The sequence below is a fragment of the Nocardia citri genome (genome assembly GCF_054065835.1).
Genome location: NZ_JBSUQM010000010.1, coordinates 1 through 18,091 on the forward strand (window position 1 = coordinate 1; position 18,091 = coordinate 18,091).

Consider the following 18,091-nt stretch of genomic DNA (forward strand, 5'->3'; position numbering starts at 1 on the left):
GTCGGCCGGAACGGTGTCGGTCACGGTCACCACCGCCGGTGGAACGAGTAACGGTGTCTCCTACACCTACGTCGCGGTGCCCACGCTGACCACGGTGGTGCCCAATGCCGGTCCGGTAGCAGGCGGGACCACGGTTACCATCACCGGGACGAACCTGACCGGTGCGACCGCGGTGAGTTTCGGTGCCACCCCGGCGACGTCGTTCACGATCGACTCCGCCACCCAGATCACGGCCATCGCCCCCGCAGGGTCGGCCGGGACGATACTGGTCACCGTTACCACAGCCGGTGGCACCAGTAACGGTGTCTCCTACACCTACGTCGCGGTGCCCACGCTGACCACCATCGCCCCGAACGCCGGACCGGTGGCCGGCGGGACGACGGTTGTGTTGACCGGGACGAATCTGGCCGGTGCGACTGCGGTGAGTTTCGGTGCTACGCCGGCGACTTCGTTCGTCGTGAACTCGTCGACGCAGATCACGGCGGTCGCTCCCGCCGGTGCGGCCGGGACGATACTGGTCACCGTCACCACTGTGGGCGGCACCAGCAACGGGATCGCCTACACCTACGCGGCGGTGCCGACGCTGACCACGGTGGTGCCCAACGCCGGTCCGGTGACCGGCGGCACCACCGTCGTGCTGACCGGAACGAACCTGACCGGTGCGACCGCGGTGAGTTTCGGTGCCACCCCGGCGACCTCGTTCAGTGTCGACTCCGCTAGCCAGATCACGGCCATCGTGCCGGCCGGGTCGGCCGGGACGGTACTGGTCACCGTCACCACTTCGGGAGGAACCAGTAACGGGGTCTCCTTCACCTACGTGGTGGTGCCCACGCTGACCGCCATCGCCCCGAACGCCGGTCCGGTGGCAGGTGGGACGACGGTCGTGCTGACCGGAACAGGTCTGACCGGTGCGACCGCGGTGAATTTCGGTGCCACCCCGGCGACCTCGTTCGTCGTGGACTCCGACACCCAGATCACGGCGGTCACCCCGGCCGGGGCGGCCGGGACGGTACTGGTTACCGTCACCACCGCGGGAGGAACCGTCGACGGCGTCTCCTTCACCTACGCGGCGGCGCCCACCCTGAGCGCGGTCAGTCCGACTTCGGGTACGGCGGCCGGTGGGACCACGGTAACCATCACCGGGACGAATCTGACGGGTGCCACCACAGTGAGTTTCGGTGCCACACCGGCAACCTCGTTCGTCGTGGACTCCGACACCCAGATCACGGCGGTCACCCCGGCCGGGGCGGTCGGGACGGTACTGGTCACCGTCACCACCCCGGGAGGAACCAGCAACGGGGTCTCCTACAGCTACCTCTGACGGCTGATGTGGCTGGGCCGTCGGTGGGCAATTGCCTGCCGACGGCCCAACCGCGCGTCCTGGGCGGCGACGGAGCTTCCGCGGATCCCGTAGAATCCACACTGGGAATTGGGAAAGGTATTGTACCGGAACGGCTCTCCGCCCGGGGCTGGTCCGTTCGAACCCGTCGCGCGGGAAGTCGACCCACGACATCACCGGGTCACTAGACGGTTTCTGACATGTTCACAACTACAAATGTGAGGGAAAGAAAGATCACCCGATGCCTGATACCGGAGCATGGAACGACTGGAGCGATTCGGCTGGACTAGGAGGCTTCGCCGAGATCCCAATCGACGCGGCGGCTCAGGGCCGATGGCGGCAGACCGAAGGTGCGGCGGCAGGTGCGGGTGAGGTGGGAGCTATCGGCGAAACCGGCGGCGTGGGCGGCGGCGGTGAGATCGTCGCCGGAGCGGACGCGGGTGATCGCCACATGTAGTCGGAGCCAGAGAATGTAGGGCCGCAATGGAATTCCAACCTGTTCGGTGAACAGCTGGGTGAGTCGGGTCGCGGATATCCCGACCCGGCGCGCGATATCGGCGCCGCGGATCGGTCCGTCTCCGACGATGGACGGCAGCAGTTGCAGCACCTCGGTCACCGCTTCGTGGCGCTTGTCTTCGATGCTGTGCGAATTGTCGCGTTCGAGATCGTCGACGACCTCGGCGACCAGTTCGGCGAGTGGTTCCCGCGCCGGATCGATGGGCAGGGAATGTTCACAATCGGCCCATCCGTAGGTTTGGGCTCTGCGGTCGGCGGCCGCGCCCGCCACGGACTCCGGATCGAGATAGATCGCGGTGCCGCGCTCGGCCCCGGTGGCAATGCGATGCGGTGCGTCGGCGGGCACGATGACATGCGTACCGCGATGCCGAACGCCGCTCGCGTCCACCACGACCACCGGCGTACACGCGGTGACCACTCGAACGGCGTGATGAGCGTGCAATGCGGTGGGGCCGAGGCTGCCGCCGAAGGCGAGCACGCCGGCGCGCAGCAAAGCCGTACCCTCCCAAAGCAGTTCACCGGGAGACCCGGAGAGATAGTGCACGGATCGGGGCGAGGTGGATGCCCCGTCGGTAACCAGAGCCTTCATCATCGGATGCTCCCGGGTGACTGCGAGTCCCGAATCGGATCCCTCACGGAGACTATCCCGGCCGCCCGGCCGCTGTCAGGGTAACGGGGACGCGATCGAGGAACTCGGTGATCAAGGGACGGGCTGTCCGCGTAGTCGGCGAGGTGCGCGGCCTGCCGGCAGGTGTGGCCGAACACGGGCGCGCGGCACGCCCGGTTCGCGCATCCGGGTTTCCGGTTGACAGCGGTTCACGGGGCGAAGGCGGCGGATTCGAGGCGGCGAGCCAAGCGCGCCGCCGATAGCGTCGTGGCATCGGCGGGACGATGCGGGTCGAGGGTGCCGCACAGGCGGAATACCCGCCACGGTGTATTCGAACTCGCGTCCGTGCTTGCGCCGCTCGACACCCAGCCGAGACCGGTGATGGCGGCCGTACCGTCGTCGCCGGGTTCGACGAGCTCCCTGATGTCTTCCTCGACGGGTTCGGTGCCGAAGCGCAGATATTCGAAGAACAGGTCGACATTGAGTTTCGTGCCGCGCGCGAAATCGGCTTCGACCGGTGGCTGCGGTGTCCGCGCGGATACGGCGGCAGGCTCACGTGGAACCTGTCGACCAGTGATGCGGCTCTGCGGTGCAGGTCTTCGACGACCCGGTCCGCGTCGGCATCATTGAACCTCTCCGTCCCGGACTGCGAGTGCAAGCCCTCGATCGTATCGGTGTGGCGGGTGGCGATCGGGGTGCGTGGCGGCGATACCGCGATGAATTCCATCTGATCTTGATCAGGCGCGGGCTGGTGGATTCGAGTCCGTCATTGATGTCGAAGTCGTATCGTGAGATTCGGCGAGCAGGACCTGCCGTGATCCCATGGATGGGTCCGGGGCATCAGAGGATGGTCGCCTCGCCATCCACGGATAAACCTGCGCCGCGAAAGCGAGGAGCAAGCCGTGCTGGACGAGCGAGCAGCCTTGACTGCCACCACCGACGGAATTCTGGAATATATCCGCGCCGAGGAAGTCGAATACGTCGATATTCGATTCTGTGACGTACCCGGTGTGCAGCAACACTTTTCGATACCGGGCGCCGCATTCGGCGCGGACTTGGTCGATAACGGGATCGCCTTCGACGGCTCGTCGGTGCGTGGATTCCAGTCGATCCACGAATCGGATATGTTGCTGCTCCCGGATCTGCGCACCGCGCAATTGGACCCCTTCCGGGCCGCGAAGACGCTGAATTTGAACTGCTTCGTGCACGATCCGCATACGCACGAGGCCTATAGCCGCGATCCGCGCAATGTCGCGCGCAAGGCCGAGGATTATCTGAGGAGCACCGGTATCGCCGATGCCGCCTACTTCGGACCGGAGGCGGAGTTCTACATCTTCGACGCCGTGCGCTACGACACCACGATGAACGGCGCCTTCTACGAGGTGGACTCATCCTCGGCCGACTGGAACACCGGTGCCAAATACAATCCGGACGGCACGATCAACCGTGGGTACAAGGTGCGCGCGAAGGGCGGCTATTTCCCGGTCGCGCCCTACGACGCCGACGTCGATGTGCGCGATCGAATGTGTACGAATCTGCAGAACGCCGGCTTCGAATTGGAGAAGGGCCACCATGAGGTCGGTACGGCGGGGCAGGCCGAGATCAACTACAAATTCAATACGCTGCTGGCCGCCGCCGATGACCTGCAGTTGTACAAGTACATCGTCAAGAACACCGCCTGGGTCGAGGGCAAAACCGTCACCTTCATGCCCAAGCCACTCTTCGGTGATAACGGCTCCGGTATGCACGTGCATCAATCCCTATGGTTGGACGGCACGCCGCTGTTCTACGACGAGGCCGGATATGCGGGCCTGTCCGATCTGGCCAGGCATTACATCGGCGGACTGCTGCGGCACGCGTCATCGTTGCTGGCATTCACCAATCCGACGGTGAACTCGTACAAGCGCCTGGTGCCCGGCTTCGAGGCCCCGGTCAATCTGGTCTACAGTCAGCGCAATCGCTCAGCGGCCGTGCGCATTCCGGTCACCGGCGCGAATCCGAAGGCCAAACGTCTCGAATTCCGCTGCCCCGACTCCTCGGGCAATCCGTACCTGTCCTTCGCCGCCATGATGATGGCCGGTTTGGACGGCATCCGCCGCAAGATCGAACCCCCGGTCCCGATCGACAAGGACCTCTACGAACTCACCCCGGAAGAGTCCGCCGAGGTCACCCAAACCCCGCCCGATCTCGAAAGCGTGATCGACCGGCTGGAGGCCGATAACGAGTACCTGACCGAAGGCAATGTCTTCACCGAAGATCTGATCGAAACCTGGATCCGGCTCAAGCGCGATACCGAGATCTCCGAAATCAATGTCCGCCCGCACCCCTACGAATTCGAGCTCTATTTCGACGTATAGGTCAGTCGATATGGAGTTCGCCATTGATGGCGAGGAATGCGGATCTCCGCAGCGTCGGGGACCCGGACCCGGAACGCGCCGTCGAGTCCGACTCCCACGCTGGCAATCGCGGTGGAGTGCGCGCCGAGAGCCATTCCGGGCCCGATGTAGATCGCGTGACGTCCGCGGAGACGCGCGCGGCGAGGCCGAAACCCCACTATCGCGGTGCGGCGCAATATGTCCAGGGCAACCAACCGCGCGGGACGCCTCGGCTGGTCGACGGTGCTCGATTCATCCGCCGTGGGCTCATCCGACTTGCGGTGGCGTCCGGTGACTTCGGCGATCGAATCGGTCATGTGCCGAATATTCCGCCCGCTTCGGCCTGCCGGTATCCACCGGAAGTACCACCTTCGGTATGACATCGAGGTCACTCGATGCCGCCGGTCGCGACCGACGGCAGCCACGCGTCGCCTAGGCTCGACGGTATGCAGCGCATCATCGGTATCGAGGTCGAATACGGCATCTCCACACCCACCGAGCCGTCGGCCAACCCGATTCTCACCTCCACCCAAGCGGTTCTCGCCTACGCCGCCGCGGAGGGGGTACCGCGCGCGAAGCGCACGCGCTGGGACTACGAGGTGGAATCGCCGCTGCGCGACGCCCGCGGATTCGACCTGAGCCGGATGAACGGTCCGGCCCCCGTCATCGACGCCGATGAGGTCGGCGCGGCCAATATGATCCTCACCAACGGCGCCCGGCTCTACGTCGACCACGCCCATCCGGAGTACTCCGCACCCGAGGTCACCGATCCGCTGGACGCGGTCATCTGGGACAAAGCCGGTGAACGGGTCATGGAGGCCGCCGCGCGGCACGCGTCGAGTGTGCCCGGTGCGCCGCGGCTGCAGCTGTACAAGAACAATGTTGACGGTAAGGGCGCCTCTTACGGCACCCACGAGAACTACCTGATGAGCCGCGACACCCCGTTCAACCAGATCATTGTCGGGCTCACCCCGTTCTTCGTCTCGCGCCAGGTCATCTGCGGCTCCGGCCGGGTCGGCATCGGCCAGTCCGGTGATCACGCCGGATTCCAGCTGTCCCAGCGTGCCGACTACATCGAGGTCGAGGTCGGCCTGGAGACCACGCTCAAGCGCGGCATCATCAACACCCGCGACGAACCGCACGCCGATGCGGACAAATACCGCCGCCTGCATGTCATCATCGGCGATGCCAACCTCGCCGAAATGTCGACCTACCTCAAGGTCGGCACCACCGCGCTGGTGCTGGACCTGATCGAGGCGGGCGAAGATCTGTCGGATCTGCAGTTGGCCCGTCCGGTCACCGCGGTCCACCAGATCAGCCATGACCCGACCCTGCGCGCCACGGTCGCGCTCACCGACGGCCGCGAACTCACCGGTCTGGCGCTGCAGCGCATCTACCTGGACCGGGTGGAGAAGTTCGTGGCCCGCAGCGGCAACGACGACGAGCGCGTCAAGGACATCCTGGAGAACTGGGCCAACGTGCTGGATCTGCTGGAGCGCGATCCGATGGAATGCGCCGACCTGCTGGACTGGCCCGCCAAGCTGCGCCTGCTCGAGGGGATGCGTAAGCGCGAGGGCCTGAGCTGGGCCGCACCCAAACTGCATCTGATGGATCTGCAGTACTCCGACGTCCGCCTGGACAAGGGTCTGTACAACCGCCTGGTCGCGCGCGGTTCGATGAAACGCCTTGTCAATGAGCAGCAGGTGCTCGACGCGATGACCAAGCCGCCGACCGACACCCGCGCCTATTTCCGCGGCGAATGTCTGCGCCGTTTCGGCGCTGATATCGCGGCCGCCAGCTGGGATTCGGTGATCTTCGACCTGGGCGGCGATTCGCTTGTGCGGATTCCGACCCTGGAACCCCGCCGCGGCACCAGGGCCCATGTCGGCAAGCTGCTCGACGGCGTGAATACTGCTGCTGAACTGGTCGAACAGCTTACGACCTAGTTCTCCGGCAAGGGAATTCGGAGCTGCCGGACCGATCGCGTAGATGTCGACTCGGCACCATATCGGCGCCGAATACGACATGTTGTCAGGGTGGCTGGGTAGTGTTGATGTACGGGCACGGACATTGCTCATGGTCGGGGTCGTGCTCACAATGGAGCCCTGGTCATGATGAGGACAGAGGAGGTCGGCTGCCATGGCACAAGAGCAGACCAAGCGCGCCGGGGGCGGCGACGAGGACGAGGGCCCGGAGGGCGTTGACGCCGCCGGTCAGGAGCGCCGCGAAAAACTGGCGGAGGATACCGACGACCTGCTCGACGAGATCGATGACGTGCTCGAGGAGAACGCGGAAGACTTCGTTCGTGCGTATGTGCAGAAGGGCGGCCAGTGACAGCAGGTGACCCCTTGCGTCTCCACCCGGGGCACGCCCTCTCGTCATTCACCGAGCACCTGCGCATGCATGCACCGGAACTGTTGCCGGGCAACCGATTCGGCGCGATCGATGGTGCCACCGGAAATTCCGGTGGCACCGCCGCGAAGGAGCTGGCTCCACACGGAACCACCATCGTGGCGGTTTCGTTTCGCGGTGGTGTGCTGATCGCCGGTGACCGGCGGGCCACCCAGGGAAACCTGTTGGCGAGCAGGGATATCGAGAAGGTGTACATCACCGACACCTACTCGGCGGCCGGTATCGCGGGCACCGCGGGCATGGCCATCGAGATGGTGCGATTGTTCGCCGTCGAGCTGGAGTATTACGAGAAGATCGAGGGGGTCTCGCTGACCTTCGACGGCAAGGCCAACAAGCTGTCGAAGATGGTGCGCGACAACCTCCCTGCCGCACTGCAGGGGCTGGCGGTGGTTCCGGTGCTGGTCGGCTACGACCAGCACGCCACCGATCCGGACAAGGCCGGTCGGATCGTGTCCTACGACGTGGTCGGCGGACGCAGTGAGGAGCGGTTCGGTTACACCGCGGTCGGCTCGGGTTCGATGTTCGCGAAGTCGTCGTTGAAAAAGTTGTACGCCAAGGGAATCGATGAGGACCGCGCCTTGCGGATCGCCGTCGAATCACTCTTCGACGCGGCCGATGACGACACCGCCACCGGCGGACCGGATCTGGTGCGCGGGATCTACCCGACCGCGATCGTTATCAACGACGAGGGCGCCGATGAAGTGACCGAATCACGGTTGGAGGAGATCACGCGGGCGATCGTCGCCGATCGCGAGGCCGCGGAAGAGGGGAGTTCCTCATCATGACGCTGCCGTATTACGCTTCGGCCGAACAGATCATGCGCGACAAGACCGATCTCGCGCGCAAGGGCATCGCTCGCGGTCGCAGCGTGATCGTGCTGACCTACGACAAGGGTGTGCTGTTCGTCGCGGAGAATCCGTCCGCGACACTGCACAAGGTGAGCGAGCTCTACGACCGCGTCGGGTTCGCCGCGGTCGGCAAGTACAACGAGTTCGAGGCACTGCGCCGCGGCGGCATCCTGCAGGCCGATCTGAAGGGATACCAGTACGACCGGCGCGATGTCACCGGCCGCGGTCTGGCCAATGCCTACGCGCAGACCCTCGGCACGATCTTCACCGATCAGCTCAAGCCCTATGAGGTGGAGATCTGCGTGGCCGAGGTCGGCTACCCGGAACAGTCACCCGAATCGGTGCTGTACCGCATCACCTTCGACGGCTCGATAGTGGACGAGCGCGAATACGTTGTGATGGGCGGCACGACTGAGCCGATCATGACGGCATTGAAGAGCTCGTACCAGCCTGGACTTGATCTGGCCGGTGCGGTCGCGGTGGCGGTGAAGGCCCTGCAGGCCGGGGTGCCCGAGGGCGCCGCGGATAAGGACAAGCGGGTGCTCGGGGTCGGGTCGCTCGAGGTCGCCACCCTGGAACAGGCACGGCCGCGGCGGGCGTTTCGCCGGGTCGCGGTCCCGACCCTGGACCAGTTGCTGACCGGTGGCAAGCCGGGGAGCAAGGCAAAGGAGGCGGCCGCCGAGGCGGAGCCCAAGGATGCGCCGGATTCGGAATAGTCCACCACGATCTCCTCGGCGGCGAAGGCCCTCCCGATTTATCGGGAGGGCCTTCGTTTCGGCCGGTATTTTTACGCCGAACATCTCGTTCACGTGCGAAATCGTTGTGAAGACGTATGCACTTGGGTTGTCCGCAGCCCCACGCGAGCGCATGACATGGCTGTAATGTCGATAGTGTGCAGCGACGAATCATGGGGATCGAGACCGAATTCGGTGTGACGTGCACCTTCCACGGACACCGTCGGCTCAGCCCCGACGAGGTGGCCCGGTATCTATTCCGCCGGGTAGTTTCTTGGGGCCGTAGCTCTAACGTGTTCCTCCGCAACGGTGCTCGGCTCTACCTCGATGTCGGGTCGCATCCGGAGTACGCCACCGCAGAGTGCGACAACTTGGCGCAGCTGGTCACCCACGACCGGGCCGGTGAGCGCGTGCTGGAGGAGTTGCTGATCGACGCCGAACAGCGCCTCGCGGAGGAAGGCATCGGCGGCGACATCTACCTGTTCAAGAACAACACCGACTCCGCGGGCAACTCCTACGGTTGCCACGAGAACTTCCTCGTGGTGCGGGCCGGTGAGTTCTCCCGGATCTCGGACGTGCTGCTGCCATTCCTGGTCACCCGTCAGCTGATCTGCGGTGCGGGTAAGGTGCTGCAGACGCCGAAGGCGGCCACGTTCTGTCTGTCCCAGCGTGCCGAGCACATCTGGGAGGGCGTCTCCTCGGCGACCACCCGTTCGCGCCCGATCATCAACACACGCGACGAGCCGCACGCCGACGCGGAGAAATACCGCCGCCTGCACGTGATCGTCGGAGACTCGAATATGTCCGAGACCACCACCATGCTGAAAGTCGGCACGGCGGCGCTGGTGTTGGAGATGATCGAGGCGGGCGTATCGTTCCGCGATTTCGCCCTGGACAACCCGATCCGCGCCATCCGCGAGGTCAGCCATGACCTGACCGGCCGCCGTCCGGTCCGGCTCGCCGGCGGCCGCCAGGCCAGCGCACTCGATATCCAGCGCGAGTACCACGCCCGCGCGGTCGAGCACCTGCGCAATCGCGACCGCGACCCTAGTATCGACCAGGTCGTGGACCTGTGGGGCCGCACCCTGGACGCGGTCGAGGCGCAGGACTTCGCCAAGGTCGATACCGAGGTCGACTGGGTGATCAAGCGCAAGCTCTTCCAGCGCTACCAGGATCGCTACGGCATGGAGTTGTCCGATCCCAAGATCGCCCAACTCGATCTGGCCTACCACGACATCAAGCGCGGCCGCGGCGTCTTCGACCTGCTGCAGCGCAAGGGTCTGGCCAAGCGCGTCACCGAGGATGAGGCCGTCGACGCCGCGGTGGACACCCCGCCGCAGACCACCCGCGCCAAACTCCGCGGCGATTTCATCACCGCCGCGCAGGAAGCCGGGCGCGACTTCACCGTCGACTGGGTGCACCTCAAGCTCAACGACCAAGCCCAGCGCACGGTCTTGTGCAAGGACCCGTTCCGCTCCGTCGACGAGCGCGTGGATCGGCTGATCGCCTCGATGTAGGGGCGCTACTGCTCGGCGAGGTAGCGCTCGACGGTTTCGACTTTCGAGGTCATGGCATCGGTGACACCTGGCCGGATATCGGCCTCGAGCACGAGGCTGCAGCGCGGTGCGGTGGCGAGGATGGCGTCGGTCGCGGCCTTGACCACGGCCATGACCTCGTCCCATTCGCCTTCGATCGTGGTGAACATGGCGTCGGTGCGATTGGGGAGACCGCTGGCTCGCACGATGCGGACGGCTTCGGCGACGGCTCGGCCGACATCGACGCCCGGGCCGAGCGGGGTAACGGAGAACGCGATGATCATGGGTCCATGATGGCGGTGCGGGAACCGGATCGGGGTGAATCGCGCGCCGACGCGCGGTCATGGTGGGCGGCCGATTACCCTGTGTCGAGTGGCGATATCCAAGGTCGAGCGGCTGATGAATCTGGTCATCGCGCTGCTGTCGACCAGGCAATTCCTGACCGCGGAGCGGATTCGGGACAGCGTCGCGGGGTACGAGGATTCGGCCAGCGACGAGGCCTTCAGTCGAATGTTCGAGCGCGATAAGAGCGAGCTGCGTGACCTGGGGATTCCCTTGGAGGTCGGGCAGGTGAGCCGGTTTTCGACGGTGGAGGGCTACCGGATCAACCGCGACGCCTACGAGCTGCCCGAGATCGACCTGACCAGTGAGGAGGCGGCGGCGGTCGCTGTCGCGGTGCAGATGTGGGAGTCGCCGGAGCTGGCGGCCGCGGCCGAGGGCGCGCTACTGAAGCTGCGTGCGGCCGGAATCCATGTCGAGACCGATGCCGCGGTCGCGTCGGTGCCCGCGGTTCCGGCGCGCACCCGTGGCTCGGATGCGGTGCTCGGCAAGCTGCTTGCCGCGATCGATGCGGGTCAGGCGGTGCGGTTCGAACATCGGGGCGCTATCAACGAGCCGTATGTCATGCGCGATGTGGAGCCCTGGGGTGTGGTCACCCACAACGGCCGCTGGTATCTGGTCGGGCACGACCGGAGTCGGGAGGCGATCCGCAGCTTCCGGCTGTCGCGCATCGGCGAGGATGTGACCGCCTACGGCCCGCCCAATGCGGTCGGCAAGCCTGAGGGTATGGATCTGCGCGAGATCGTCGGCACCGTCACCGGCAGCGCCCCGGTATCCGGGACCGCGACGGTGTGGGTGGCCGAAGGCCACGGCCGCGAGATCCGCCGACTCGGATCCGTGGTGGAAGAGCGCACGATCGGTGAACGCCACGGCGTGGTCGTCGAATTGCCCATCCGATCCCGAGATTGGTTGGCGCGCTTGATCACCGGACTCGGCCCCGACGCCGTGATACTCGCACCGGAGGAACTGCGCGCGGATGTGGTGGCGCGATTGCGTTCGGTCTTCGACCACACCGAGGTCACCGCATGAGCGAGCGAACGATATATACAGCCGAGCATCGCTCGGTCATGACGGAGCCGAGCGCCAGCGAGGTGCAGTCGTGAGCGAGCGAACGATAGGCACGTCTGAGCGCAGTCGACTTTCGGTTCGGCTCTCGCGGCTGCTCAATATGATTCCCTACTTCATCGCGAATCCGGGTATCAGTGCCGCCGAGGCCGCCGCCGATCTCGGCGTGACGGCCAAACAACTGATGAGCGATCTGAACCAGCTGTGGATGTGTGGCCTACCCGGTTACGGGCCGGGTGATCTGATCGATCTGTCGTTCTCCGAGGAAAGCATCGAGGTCACCTTCTCGGCGGGTATCGACCGGCCGCTGCGGCTGACCTCCACCGAAGCGACCGCATTGCTGGTGGCGCTGCGCTCGATCGTGGATATGCCGGGCATGGTCGATCCGACCGCGGCACATGCGGCGATCGCCAAACTGGAATCGGCCATCGTCGGCGGCGAGACCGTCGACGAGGCGCGTGCACAGCTGCCGACCGAGGCACCGGCGGTCTCGACGGTACGGTCCGCGCTGGCCCGCCAGCGCGCGCTGCGACTGGTCTACTACTCGGCCAGTCGCGATGTCGTCTCCGAACGCGTCGTCGATCCCATTCGTATTGTCCTGGTGGACAACAATAGTTACCTGCAGGCCTGGTGCCGCGAGGCCGAAGGGGTGCGACTGTTCCGCTTCGATCGGATCGAGGCGGCGAACGAACTCGACGCGTCCGCCCGGCCGCCGAGCCATGCGACCGAGGTAGCCGCGGCGCTCGACCTTTTCCAGGACGATCCCGCGGTTCCATTGGCGCGCTTGCGCATTCGCGGCGATTACGGTTGGGTGCTCGATCAATACCCGATGCATCGGATGGCGGTGCACCCGGACGGCAGCATCGAGGCGACCATGCGTTTCGCCACCATGGACTGGATGGCGCGGCTGCTGCTCGGCTTCGGTTCCGCCGTCACGGTGCTCGGCCCACCCGAATTGATCACCGCGGTGCGCGAACGCTCGAAAGCCGCACTGGCCGCCTACGAAGCGGCCGGTTTTCTGGAAGCCAGATGACCGCACGGAGGCTGGGGCGGCGTGGATAAGGTGGTGGCACCCCCGCGGGTGCTGGTCCTGGGCGCCGGGAGCATCGGTTCCTTTGTCGGTGGGAAGCTGGCCGCGGCCGGCGCCGCTGTCACGTTCGTCGGGCGGCAGCGGGTACTGGACGAGATCAGCGCGTCGGGGCTGCGGCTTACCGATCTCGACGGTGGTGACGTCGCGGTGGCGGCGGATGCGGTGCGGGTCTCGACCACGCCGGAGGATGTCGGATCCGCCGATCTGGTGCTGGTCACGGTGAAGTCGGGGGCGACCGCCGCGGCCGTGCGTGATCTCGACGGTAAGATCCGCCCCGGCACCGTGGTGCTGAGCCTGCAGAACGGGATCGGCAACGATAAGGTGATCCGCGAGATCCTGCCGACCTGCGTGGTGCTGGCGGGGATGGTGATGTTCAATGTCGTCCATTGCCCCGACGGCCGATTCCATCGCGGCACCGAGGGCGGACTCGCGGTGCACGACGATCCGGCGCTCGCACCGTTCACCGAGGTATTCGCCCGAGCGGGTCTGGCACTGCGGCGGTATCCGGATCTGCTGCCGGTGCAATGGGCGAAGCTGCTACTGAACCTCAACAATCCGATCAATGCGCTGTCCGGTCGGCCGTTGCGCGAGGAATTGTCCGACCGCGACTTCCGGCGCTGTCTGGCCCTCACCCAGCGTGAGGCGCTCGCCGCGATGCACAGAGCGCGAATTCGCCCCGCACGGCTGACGCCGCTGCCGCCGGTATGGATGGCCCGGCTGCTGACCGTTCCGGACGGGACCTTCCGCCGAGTCGCCACAACGGTACTGGCCATCGATCCGGAGGCGCGCTCGTCCATGGCCGATGACCTCGAACTCGGTCGCAAGACCGAAATCTCCTGGTTGTGCGGGGAGATCGTGAGCCTGGGCACGATGGTGGGACTGCCGACGCCGGTCAATCAGCGGCTCATCGAACTGATTGTGGCCGCTGAACAGGGTGGCCGCCGCGACTGGACCGGGCCGGAACTGCTGGAGCAGTTGCGGTCGGCGGCCGGACGATCATGAACGCCGCGGACCGTGTACTTCGTGTCGTATAAGTGCGGTTGAACGCTCGGTGAGCGCACACCGATGCGGGCGTTCTCGCATGTCATAGTCCGGTAGCATCGGAGCTACCACATTCTTTGGAGGTTAATTATGGGCAGTCTGAGCATCTGGCACTGGCTGATCATCGCCGCGGTCTTCGTGATGTTCTTCGGCGCGAAGCGTATGCCCGATGCCGCCCGTAGCCTGGGCCGCTCGCTGCGGATCTTCAAGAGCGAAGTCAGCCAGATGCAGAACGAGAGCAGCGCACAGGCAAGTGCAGCACCGGCCCAGCAGCCGGCCGCCGAACTGCCGCCGGCCTCGGCCGTCCAGCCGAGAGTCGCACAGCCGCAGGCCGAGCCGCAGGCACAGCCGAAGTCGCTCTGAGTCCAGCCTTGCCGCCGGGGTGAGTAGCGAACTCGCTCCGGGGGTAGTGCTGCTGCCCGCCGACCGTTGTGGGCACCTTCGACCCCAAGGGCCAACACACCACCATGCGAATCCCGTTCGATCCCCGGCGCAGTAAGCGCAGGACGAATCCCGACGGCACGATGTCGTTGGTCGAGCATCTGCAGGAGCTGCGCCGTCGGCTGCTGGTCTCGATCGCCGCGGTCGTCCTCACCACGTTGTTCGGCTTCTTCTGGTACGCGCACACGATCTTCGGCATCGAAAGCCTGGGTTCGCTACTGACCGGACCCTATTGTTCGCTGCCCGCCTCGTCGCGGGCCGTGCTCACCGCCGACGGCGCCTGTCGGCTGTTGGCGACCGCGCCTTTCGAACAGTTCATGCTGCGGTTGAAGGTCGGTATGACGGCGGGTGTGGTGCTGGCCGCCCCGGTATGGCTACATCAGATCTGGGCCTTCATCACACCCGGGCTGTACGCGAAGGAACGCAAATACGCGGTCGGATTCGTCACCTGCGGTAGCGCGCTGTTCGTGACCGGCGCCGTACTCGCGTACTGGGTGGTCGCGCATGCGCTGAGCTTCCTACTGAATATCGGCAACAACGCGCAGATCACCGCGCTGAGCGGTTCGCAATACTTCAGCTTCATCATCCAACTGCTCGTCATCTTCGGTGTCAGCTTCGAAATCCCGCTGCTGGTAGTCGGATTGAATCTGGTCGGGGTGCTGCACTACGACAAGCTCGCCAAGTGGCGGCGCGGAATCATCTTCGGGCTCTTCGTCTTCGCCGCGATCGTGACTCCGCAGGATCCGTTCTCCATGCTCGCCTTGGCGTTCGCCCTGACGGTGCTTTTCGAGGTCGCCATCCAGTTCTCCCGGATCAACGACAAGCGGCGCGCACGTCGGGAGGCCGACGCATTGGCGGCACTCGCGGATGAGGAAGCCTCTACGATCTCCGGCCCCGAGCCGATCAACTCCGCCGATTCGATCATGGAACCGTCGGAGAAATCGGCGCGACCTGTGTCGGACTACTCCGATACCCTCTGACGGTGACATATCACCTGTCGCAGGCGGGCGAGCTGGCAAAGTTCTCCGCCGAGCTGACTTTCGGGTTGGACCGCTTCCAACGCAATGCCTGCGAAGCCCTCGAGGGTGGGCACAGTGTGCTGGTTTGTGCCCCGACCGGCGCGGGTAAGACCGTCGTCGGCGAATTCGCGGTGCACCTCGCGCTGGCGGCGGGCGGAAAGTGTTTCTACACCACACCGATCAAGGCATTGTCGAATCAGAAGTTCGCCGATTTGACCGAGCGGCACGGGCGCGACCGGGTCGGTCTGCTCACCGGTGACCAGTCGATCAATCCGGACGCGCCGGTGGTCGTGATGACCACCGAGGTACTGCGCAATATGCTCTACGCCTCCTCGGACGCGCTGCGCGGACTGTCCTATGTGGTGATGGACGAGGTGCACTACCTCGCCGACCGTTTCCGCGGCGCGGTCTGGGAGGAGGTCATCCTGCATCTGCCGCCGGATGTGCGGCTGGTCAGCCTGTCCGCGACGGTCAGCAATGCCGAGGAATTCGGCGCGTGGATGGAGACCGTGCGCGGCGATACCGCAGTGGTCGTCGACGAGACCCGCCCGGTGCCGCTGTGGCAGCACGTCATGGTCGGGCGGCGGATGTTCGATCTGTTCGATACCAACTCCAGCGAGCAGAAGGTGCTCGTCGACGAGGATCTGGTCCGCTATATCCGTCACCGCGAGGCGGCGGACCGGATGAACAGCTGGGGTGGACCACGCGGCCGCGGTGGGAACCGCAGCTTCCGGCCGCTGCCTCGGCCGGAGGTGCTGGCAAAGCTCGATGAGGAAGGGCTGCTGCCCGCGATCACCTTCATCTTCAGCCGGGCTGGATGTGACGGGGCGCTTGCGCAATGCCTGCGTTCGCGGCTCGATCTGAGTCGTGACGACGAGGCCGAACAGATCGACGCGATCATCGACAAGCACACCGGGGATCTACCCAAGGGCGATCTCGAGGTGCTCGGCTACTGGGAGTGGCGCGAGGCGCTGCACCGCGGTCTGGCCGCGCATCACGCCGGTATGCTGCCCGCCTTCCGGCACACCGTCGAGGAATTGTTCGTGCGCGGTCTGGTGCGGGCCGTATTCGCCACGGAGACACTGGCATTGGGTATCAATATGCCCGCGCGGACCGTGGTGCTCGAGCGGCTGGTCAAATACAACGGTGAGTCGCACGCCGAGCTGACGCCGGGGGAGTACACGCAGCTCACGGGTCGGGCCGGACGGCGCGGAATCGATGTCGAGGGCCATGCGGTGGTGCTCTGGCAGCCTGAGGTCGATACCAGTGCGGTCGCGGGCCTGGCATCCACCCGGACCTATCCGCTGCGCAGTTCTTTCCGGCCGGGCTACAACATGTCGATCAACCTGATCGATCGGATGGGCGCGGACGAGTCCCGGGCACTGCTGGAGCGATCCTTCGCGCAGTTCCAGGCCGACCGATCGGTGGTGGGGCTGGTGCGCGGGATCGAGCGCAACGAGGGGCAGTTGCGCAAATTGCGCGATCAGCTCGGCGGCGAGGACGGCGGCTTCCTCGAATACATTTCCCTGCGCGAGCGGATCAAGCAGCGTGAACGTCAGATCGAACAGCAGGGGCGGGCCGATCGGCGCGGGGCCGCGGTCGATGCGCTGGTGTCCTTGCGGCGCGGCGACGTGGTGGCCATTCCGTCCGGGCGGCGGGCCGGGCTCGCGGTAATCCTGGAGCCGGATGCCACCCCGGGGGATCCGCGTCCGCTGGTACTGACCGAGGACAAGTGGGCGGGGCGAGTATCGGTCGCCGATTTCCCGGTGCCCGCGAAAACCCTGGGACATATGCGGCTGCCACGCAAGATCGATCACCGGACGGCGCGGACTCGGCGGGATCTGGCGTCGGCGTTGCGTAGCACCGGGATCTCGGCGCCGGGCCGGTCGCGGCGTGGTGACCGTTCGAACGCGGGCGAGGATCGCGAGCTGGCGACACTGCGGCGCAGTCTGCGTTCACATCCGGCGCACACTCGGCCCGATCGCGAACAGATGAGCCGGGTCGGCGAACGCTACAACCGGCTGCTGCGCGAAACCGAGACGATGCGCCAGAAGGTTGCCGCGACCACCAATTCGCTGGCCCGCACCTTCGATCGGATTCTCGGACTGCTCGAGGAACGCGGGTTCGTGGACGCGGGTGAGGTGACCTCCGACGGTCGTCGGCTGGCCAGAATCTACGCCGAAAGCGACCTGTTGGTCGCCGAATGCCTGCGGCAGGGGCTGTGGCGCGGGCTCGGTCCGGCCGAATTGGCGGCGGTGGTGTCCATTCTGGTGTACGAATCCCGTCAGGAGGGCGGCTATCTCGGCGCCAGCGGGCCGACCGAACCGATTCGCCGGGCCGTCGGCGCGACCGTCGACGTGTGGAGCGAATTGCGTTCCGATGAGGCGCGGCACAAGCTGCCGCCCACGCGCGAACCCGATCTCGGTTTCGTGACCGGTGTTTACAAATGGGCGCGCGGCGACGGGTTGGCCGAGTCGTTGCTGGCCAGTGGTGATCAGAACGCGCCGCTGTCCGCGGGCGATTTCGTGCGGTGGTGCCGACAGGTGATCGATCTGCTCGATCAGATCCACGGAACCGCTGACGATGTGGAGGTCGCGGGGACCGCGGCCAAGGCCGTCCGCGCGATCCGACGGGGTGTCGTAGCCGTGGACGCCGCGTAGCCGATTCGATTGTGATTTGATTTCTTTCGCGTACCGACCGTGGCGGAGGAGTCGGACAGGATCGCACCTC

Annotated in this window: 16 protein-coding genes; 13 read left to right on the forward strand and 3 right to left on the reverse strand. The window is 65.6% G+C overall.

Features of this window, described 5'->3' with window-relative positions:
• On the forward strand, positions 1-1,321 hold a 1,321-nt coding region (locus ACW2Q0_RS16310; RefSeq protein WP_457190910.1), incomplete at its 5' end, for a beta strand repeat-containing protein.
• Between the two features lie 304 nt (positions 1,322-1,625).
• Here ACW2Q0_RS16310 and ACW2Q0_RS16315 read toward each other — a convergent pair.
• The gene (locus tag ACW2Q0_RS16315) at positions 1,626-2,444 is read right to left on the reverse strand and encodes a helix-turn-helix domain-containing protein (RefSeq protein WP_457190912.1); all 819 of its coding nucleotides are present in this window, start codon (positions 2,442-2,444) and stop codon (positions 1,626-1,628) included.
• 941 nt (positions 2,445-3,385) lie between these two features.
• Between ACW2Q0_RS16315 and glnA the strand changes: the two genes are divergently transcribed.
• Complete coding sequence (gene glnA, locus ACW2Q0_RS16320) at positions 3,386-4,819, forward strand: type I glutamate--ammonia ligase (protein ID WP_457191197.1); 1,434 nt, start codon at positions 3,386-3,388, stop codon at positions 4,817-4,819.
• Here the strand turns inward: glnA and ACW2Q0_RS16325 are convergent.
• The gene (locus ACW2Q0_RS16325) at positions 4,804-5,154 is read right to left on the reverse strand and encodes a hypothetical protein (RefSeq protein ID WP_457190914.1); all 351 of its coding nucleotides are present in this window, start codon (positions 5,152-5,154) and stop codon (positions 4,804-4,806) included. The two genes, glnA and ACW2Q0_RS16325, sit on opposite strands and share 16 nt — an antisense overlap.
• A 129-nt stretch (positions 5,155-5,283) precedes the next feature.
• Here ACW2Q0_RS16325 and dop point away from each other — a divergent pair, with 129 nt between their 5' ends.
• The 5 genes from dop to pafA all read left to right on the forward strand — a co-directional run bounded on the left by dop (position 5,284) and on the right by pafA (position 10,348).
• The gene (gene dop, locus ACW2Q0_RS16330) at positions 5,284-6,783 is read left to right on the forward strand and encodes a depupylase/deamidase Dop (RefSeq protein WP_457190916.1); all 1,500 of its coding nucleotides are present in this window, start codon (positions 5,284-5,286) and stop codon (positions 6,781-6,783) included.
• A 193-nt stretch (positions 6,784-6,976) separates the two neighbouring features.
• Positions 6,977-7,171 (forward strand): ubiquitin-like protein Pup, encoded by a 195-nt coding sequence (locus ACW2Q0_RS16335; protein WP_014351559.1) that lies wholly within the window; start codon positions 6,977-6,979, stop codon positions 7,169-7,171.
• On the forward strand, positions 7,168-8,034 hold the full coding sequence (gene prcB / locus ACW2Q0_RS16340; RefSeq protein WP_457190919.1) for a proteasome subunit beta: 867 nt from the start codon (positions 7,168-7,170) through the stop codon (positions 8,032-8,034). The genes ACW2Q0_RS16335 and prcB overlap by 4 nt, the downstream gene beginning before the upstream one ends.
• Positions 8,031-8,813, forward strand: coding sequence for a proteasome subunit alpha (prcA, locus tag ACW2Q0_RS16345; RefSeq protein WP_457190921.1), 783 nt, complete (start codon positions 8,031-8,033; stop codon positions 8,811-8,813). Before prcB ends, prcA begins: the two co-directional genes overlap by 4 nt.
• A 176-nt stretch (positions 8,814-8,989) precedes the next feature.
• Positions 8,990-10,348: a Pup--protein ligase gene (pafA, locus tag ACW2Q0_RS16350; protein WP_457190923.1), complete on the forward strand. Its 1,359-nt coding sequence runs from the start codon at positions 8,990-8,992 to the stop codon at positions 10,346-10,348.
• A 5-nt stretch (positions 10,349-10,353) separates the two neighbouring features.
• Here the strand turns inward: pafA and ACW2Q0_RS16355 are convergent, their stop codons facing one another.
• On the reverse strand, positions 10,354-10,650 hold the full coding sequence (locus ACW2Q0_RS16355; protein ID WP_457190925.1) for an MTH1187 family thiamine-binding protein: 297 nt from the start codon (positions 10,648-10,650) through the stop codon (positions 10,354-10,356).
• A gap of 88 nt (positions 10,651-10,738) precedes the next feature.
• Here ACW2Q0_RS16355 and ACW2Q0_RS16360 point away from each other — a divergent pair, with 88 nt between their 5' ends.
• The 6 genes from ACW2Q0_RS16360 (at position 10,739) to ACW2Q0_RS16385 (ending at position 18,021) form a co-directional block, all read left to right on the forward strand.
• Positions 10,739-11,734 carry a helix-turn-helix transcriptional regulator gene (locus ACW2Q0_RS16360; protein WP_457190927.1) on the forward strand — a complete coding sequence of 332 codons (996 nt, stop codon included), beginning with the start codon at positions 10,739-10,741 and terminating at the stop codon, positions 11,732-11,734.
• A gap of 70 nt (positions 11,735-11,804) precedes the next feature.
• Positions 11,805-12,803: a helix-turn-helix transcriptional regulator gene (locus ACW2Q0_RS16365; RefSeq protein ID WP_457190930.1), complete on the forward strand. Its 999-nt coding sequence runs from the start codon at positions 11,805-11,807 to the stop codon at positions 12,801-12,803.
• Positions 12,804-12,824: 21 nt separating this feature from the next.
• Entirely contained in the window at positions 12,825-13,862 is a 1,038-nt protein-coding gene (locus tag ACW2Q0_RS16370) for a 2-dehydropantoate 2-reductase (protein WP_457190932.1), read from the forward strand.
• A 129-nt stretch (positions 13,863-13,991) separates the two neighbouring features.
• Positions 13,992-14,264 carry a Sec-independent protein translocase subunit TatA gene (gene tatA / locus ACW2Q0_RS16375; RefSeq protein ID WP_457190934.1) on the forward strand — a complete coding sequence of 91 codons (273 nt, stop codon included), beginning with the start codon at positions 13,992-13,994 and terminating at the stop codon, positions 14,262-14,264.
• 104 nt (positions 14,265-14,368) lie between these two features.
• Positions 14,369-15,322, forward strand: coding sequence for a twin-arginine translocase subunit TatC (tatC, locus tag ACW2Q0_RS16380; RefSeq protein WP_457191199.1), 954 nt, complete (start codon positions 14,369-14,371; stop codon positions 15,320-15,322).
• 2 nt (positions 15,323-15,324) lie between these two features.
• On the forward strand, positions 15,325-18,021 hold the full coding sequence (locus ACW2Q0_RS16385; protein WP_457190936.1) for a DEAD/DEAH box helicase: 2,697 nt from the start codon (positions 15,325-15,327) through the stop codon (positions 18,019-18,021).
• The last annotated feature ends 70 nt before the right edge of the window (positions 18,022-18,091 follow it).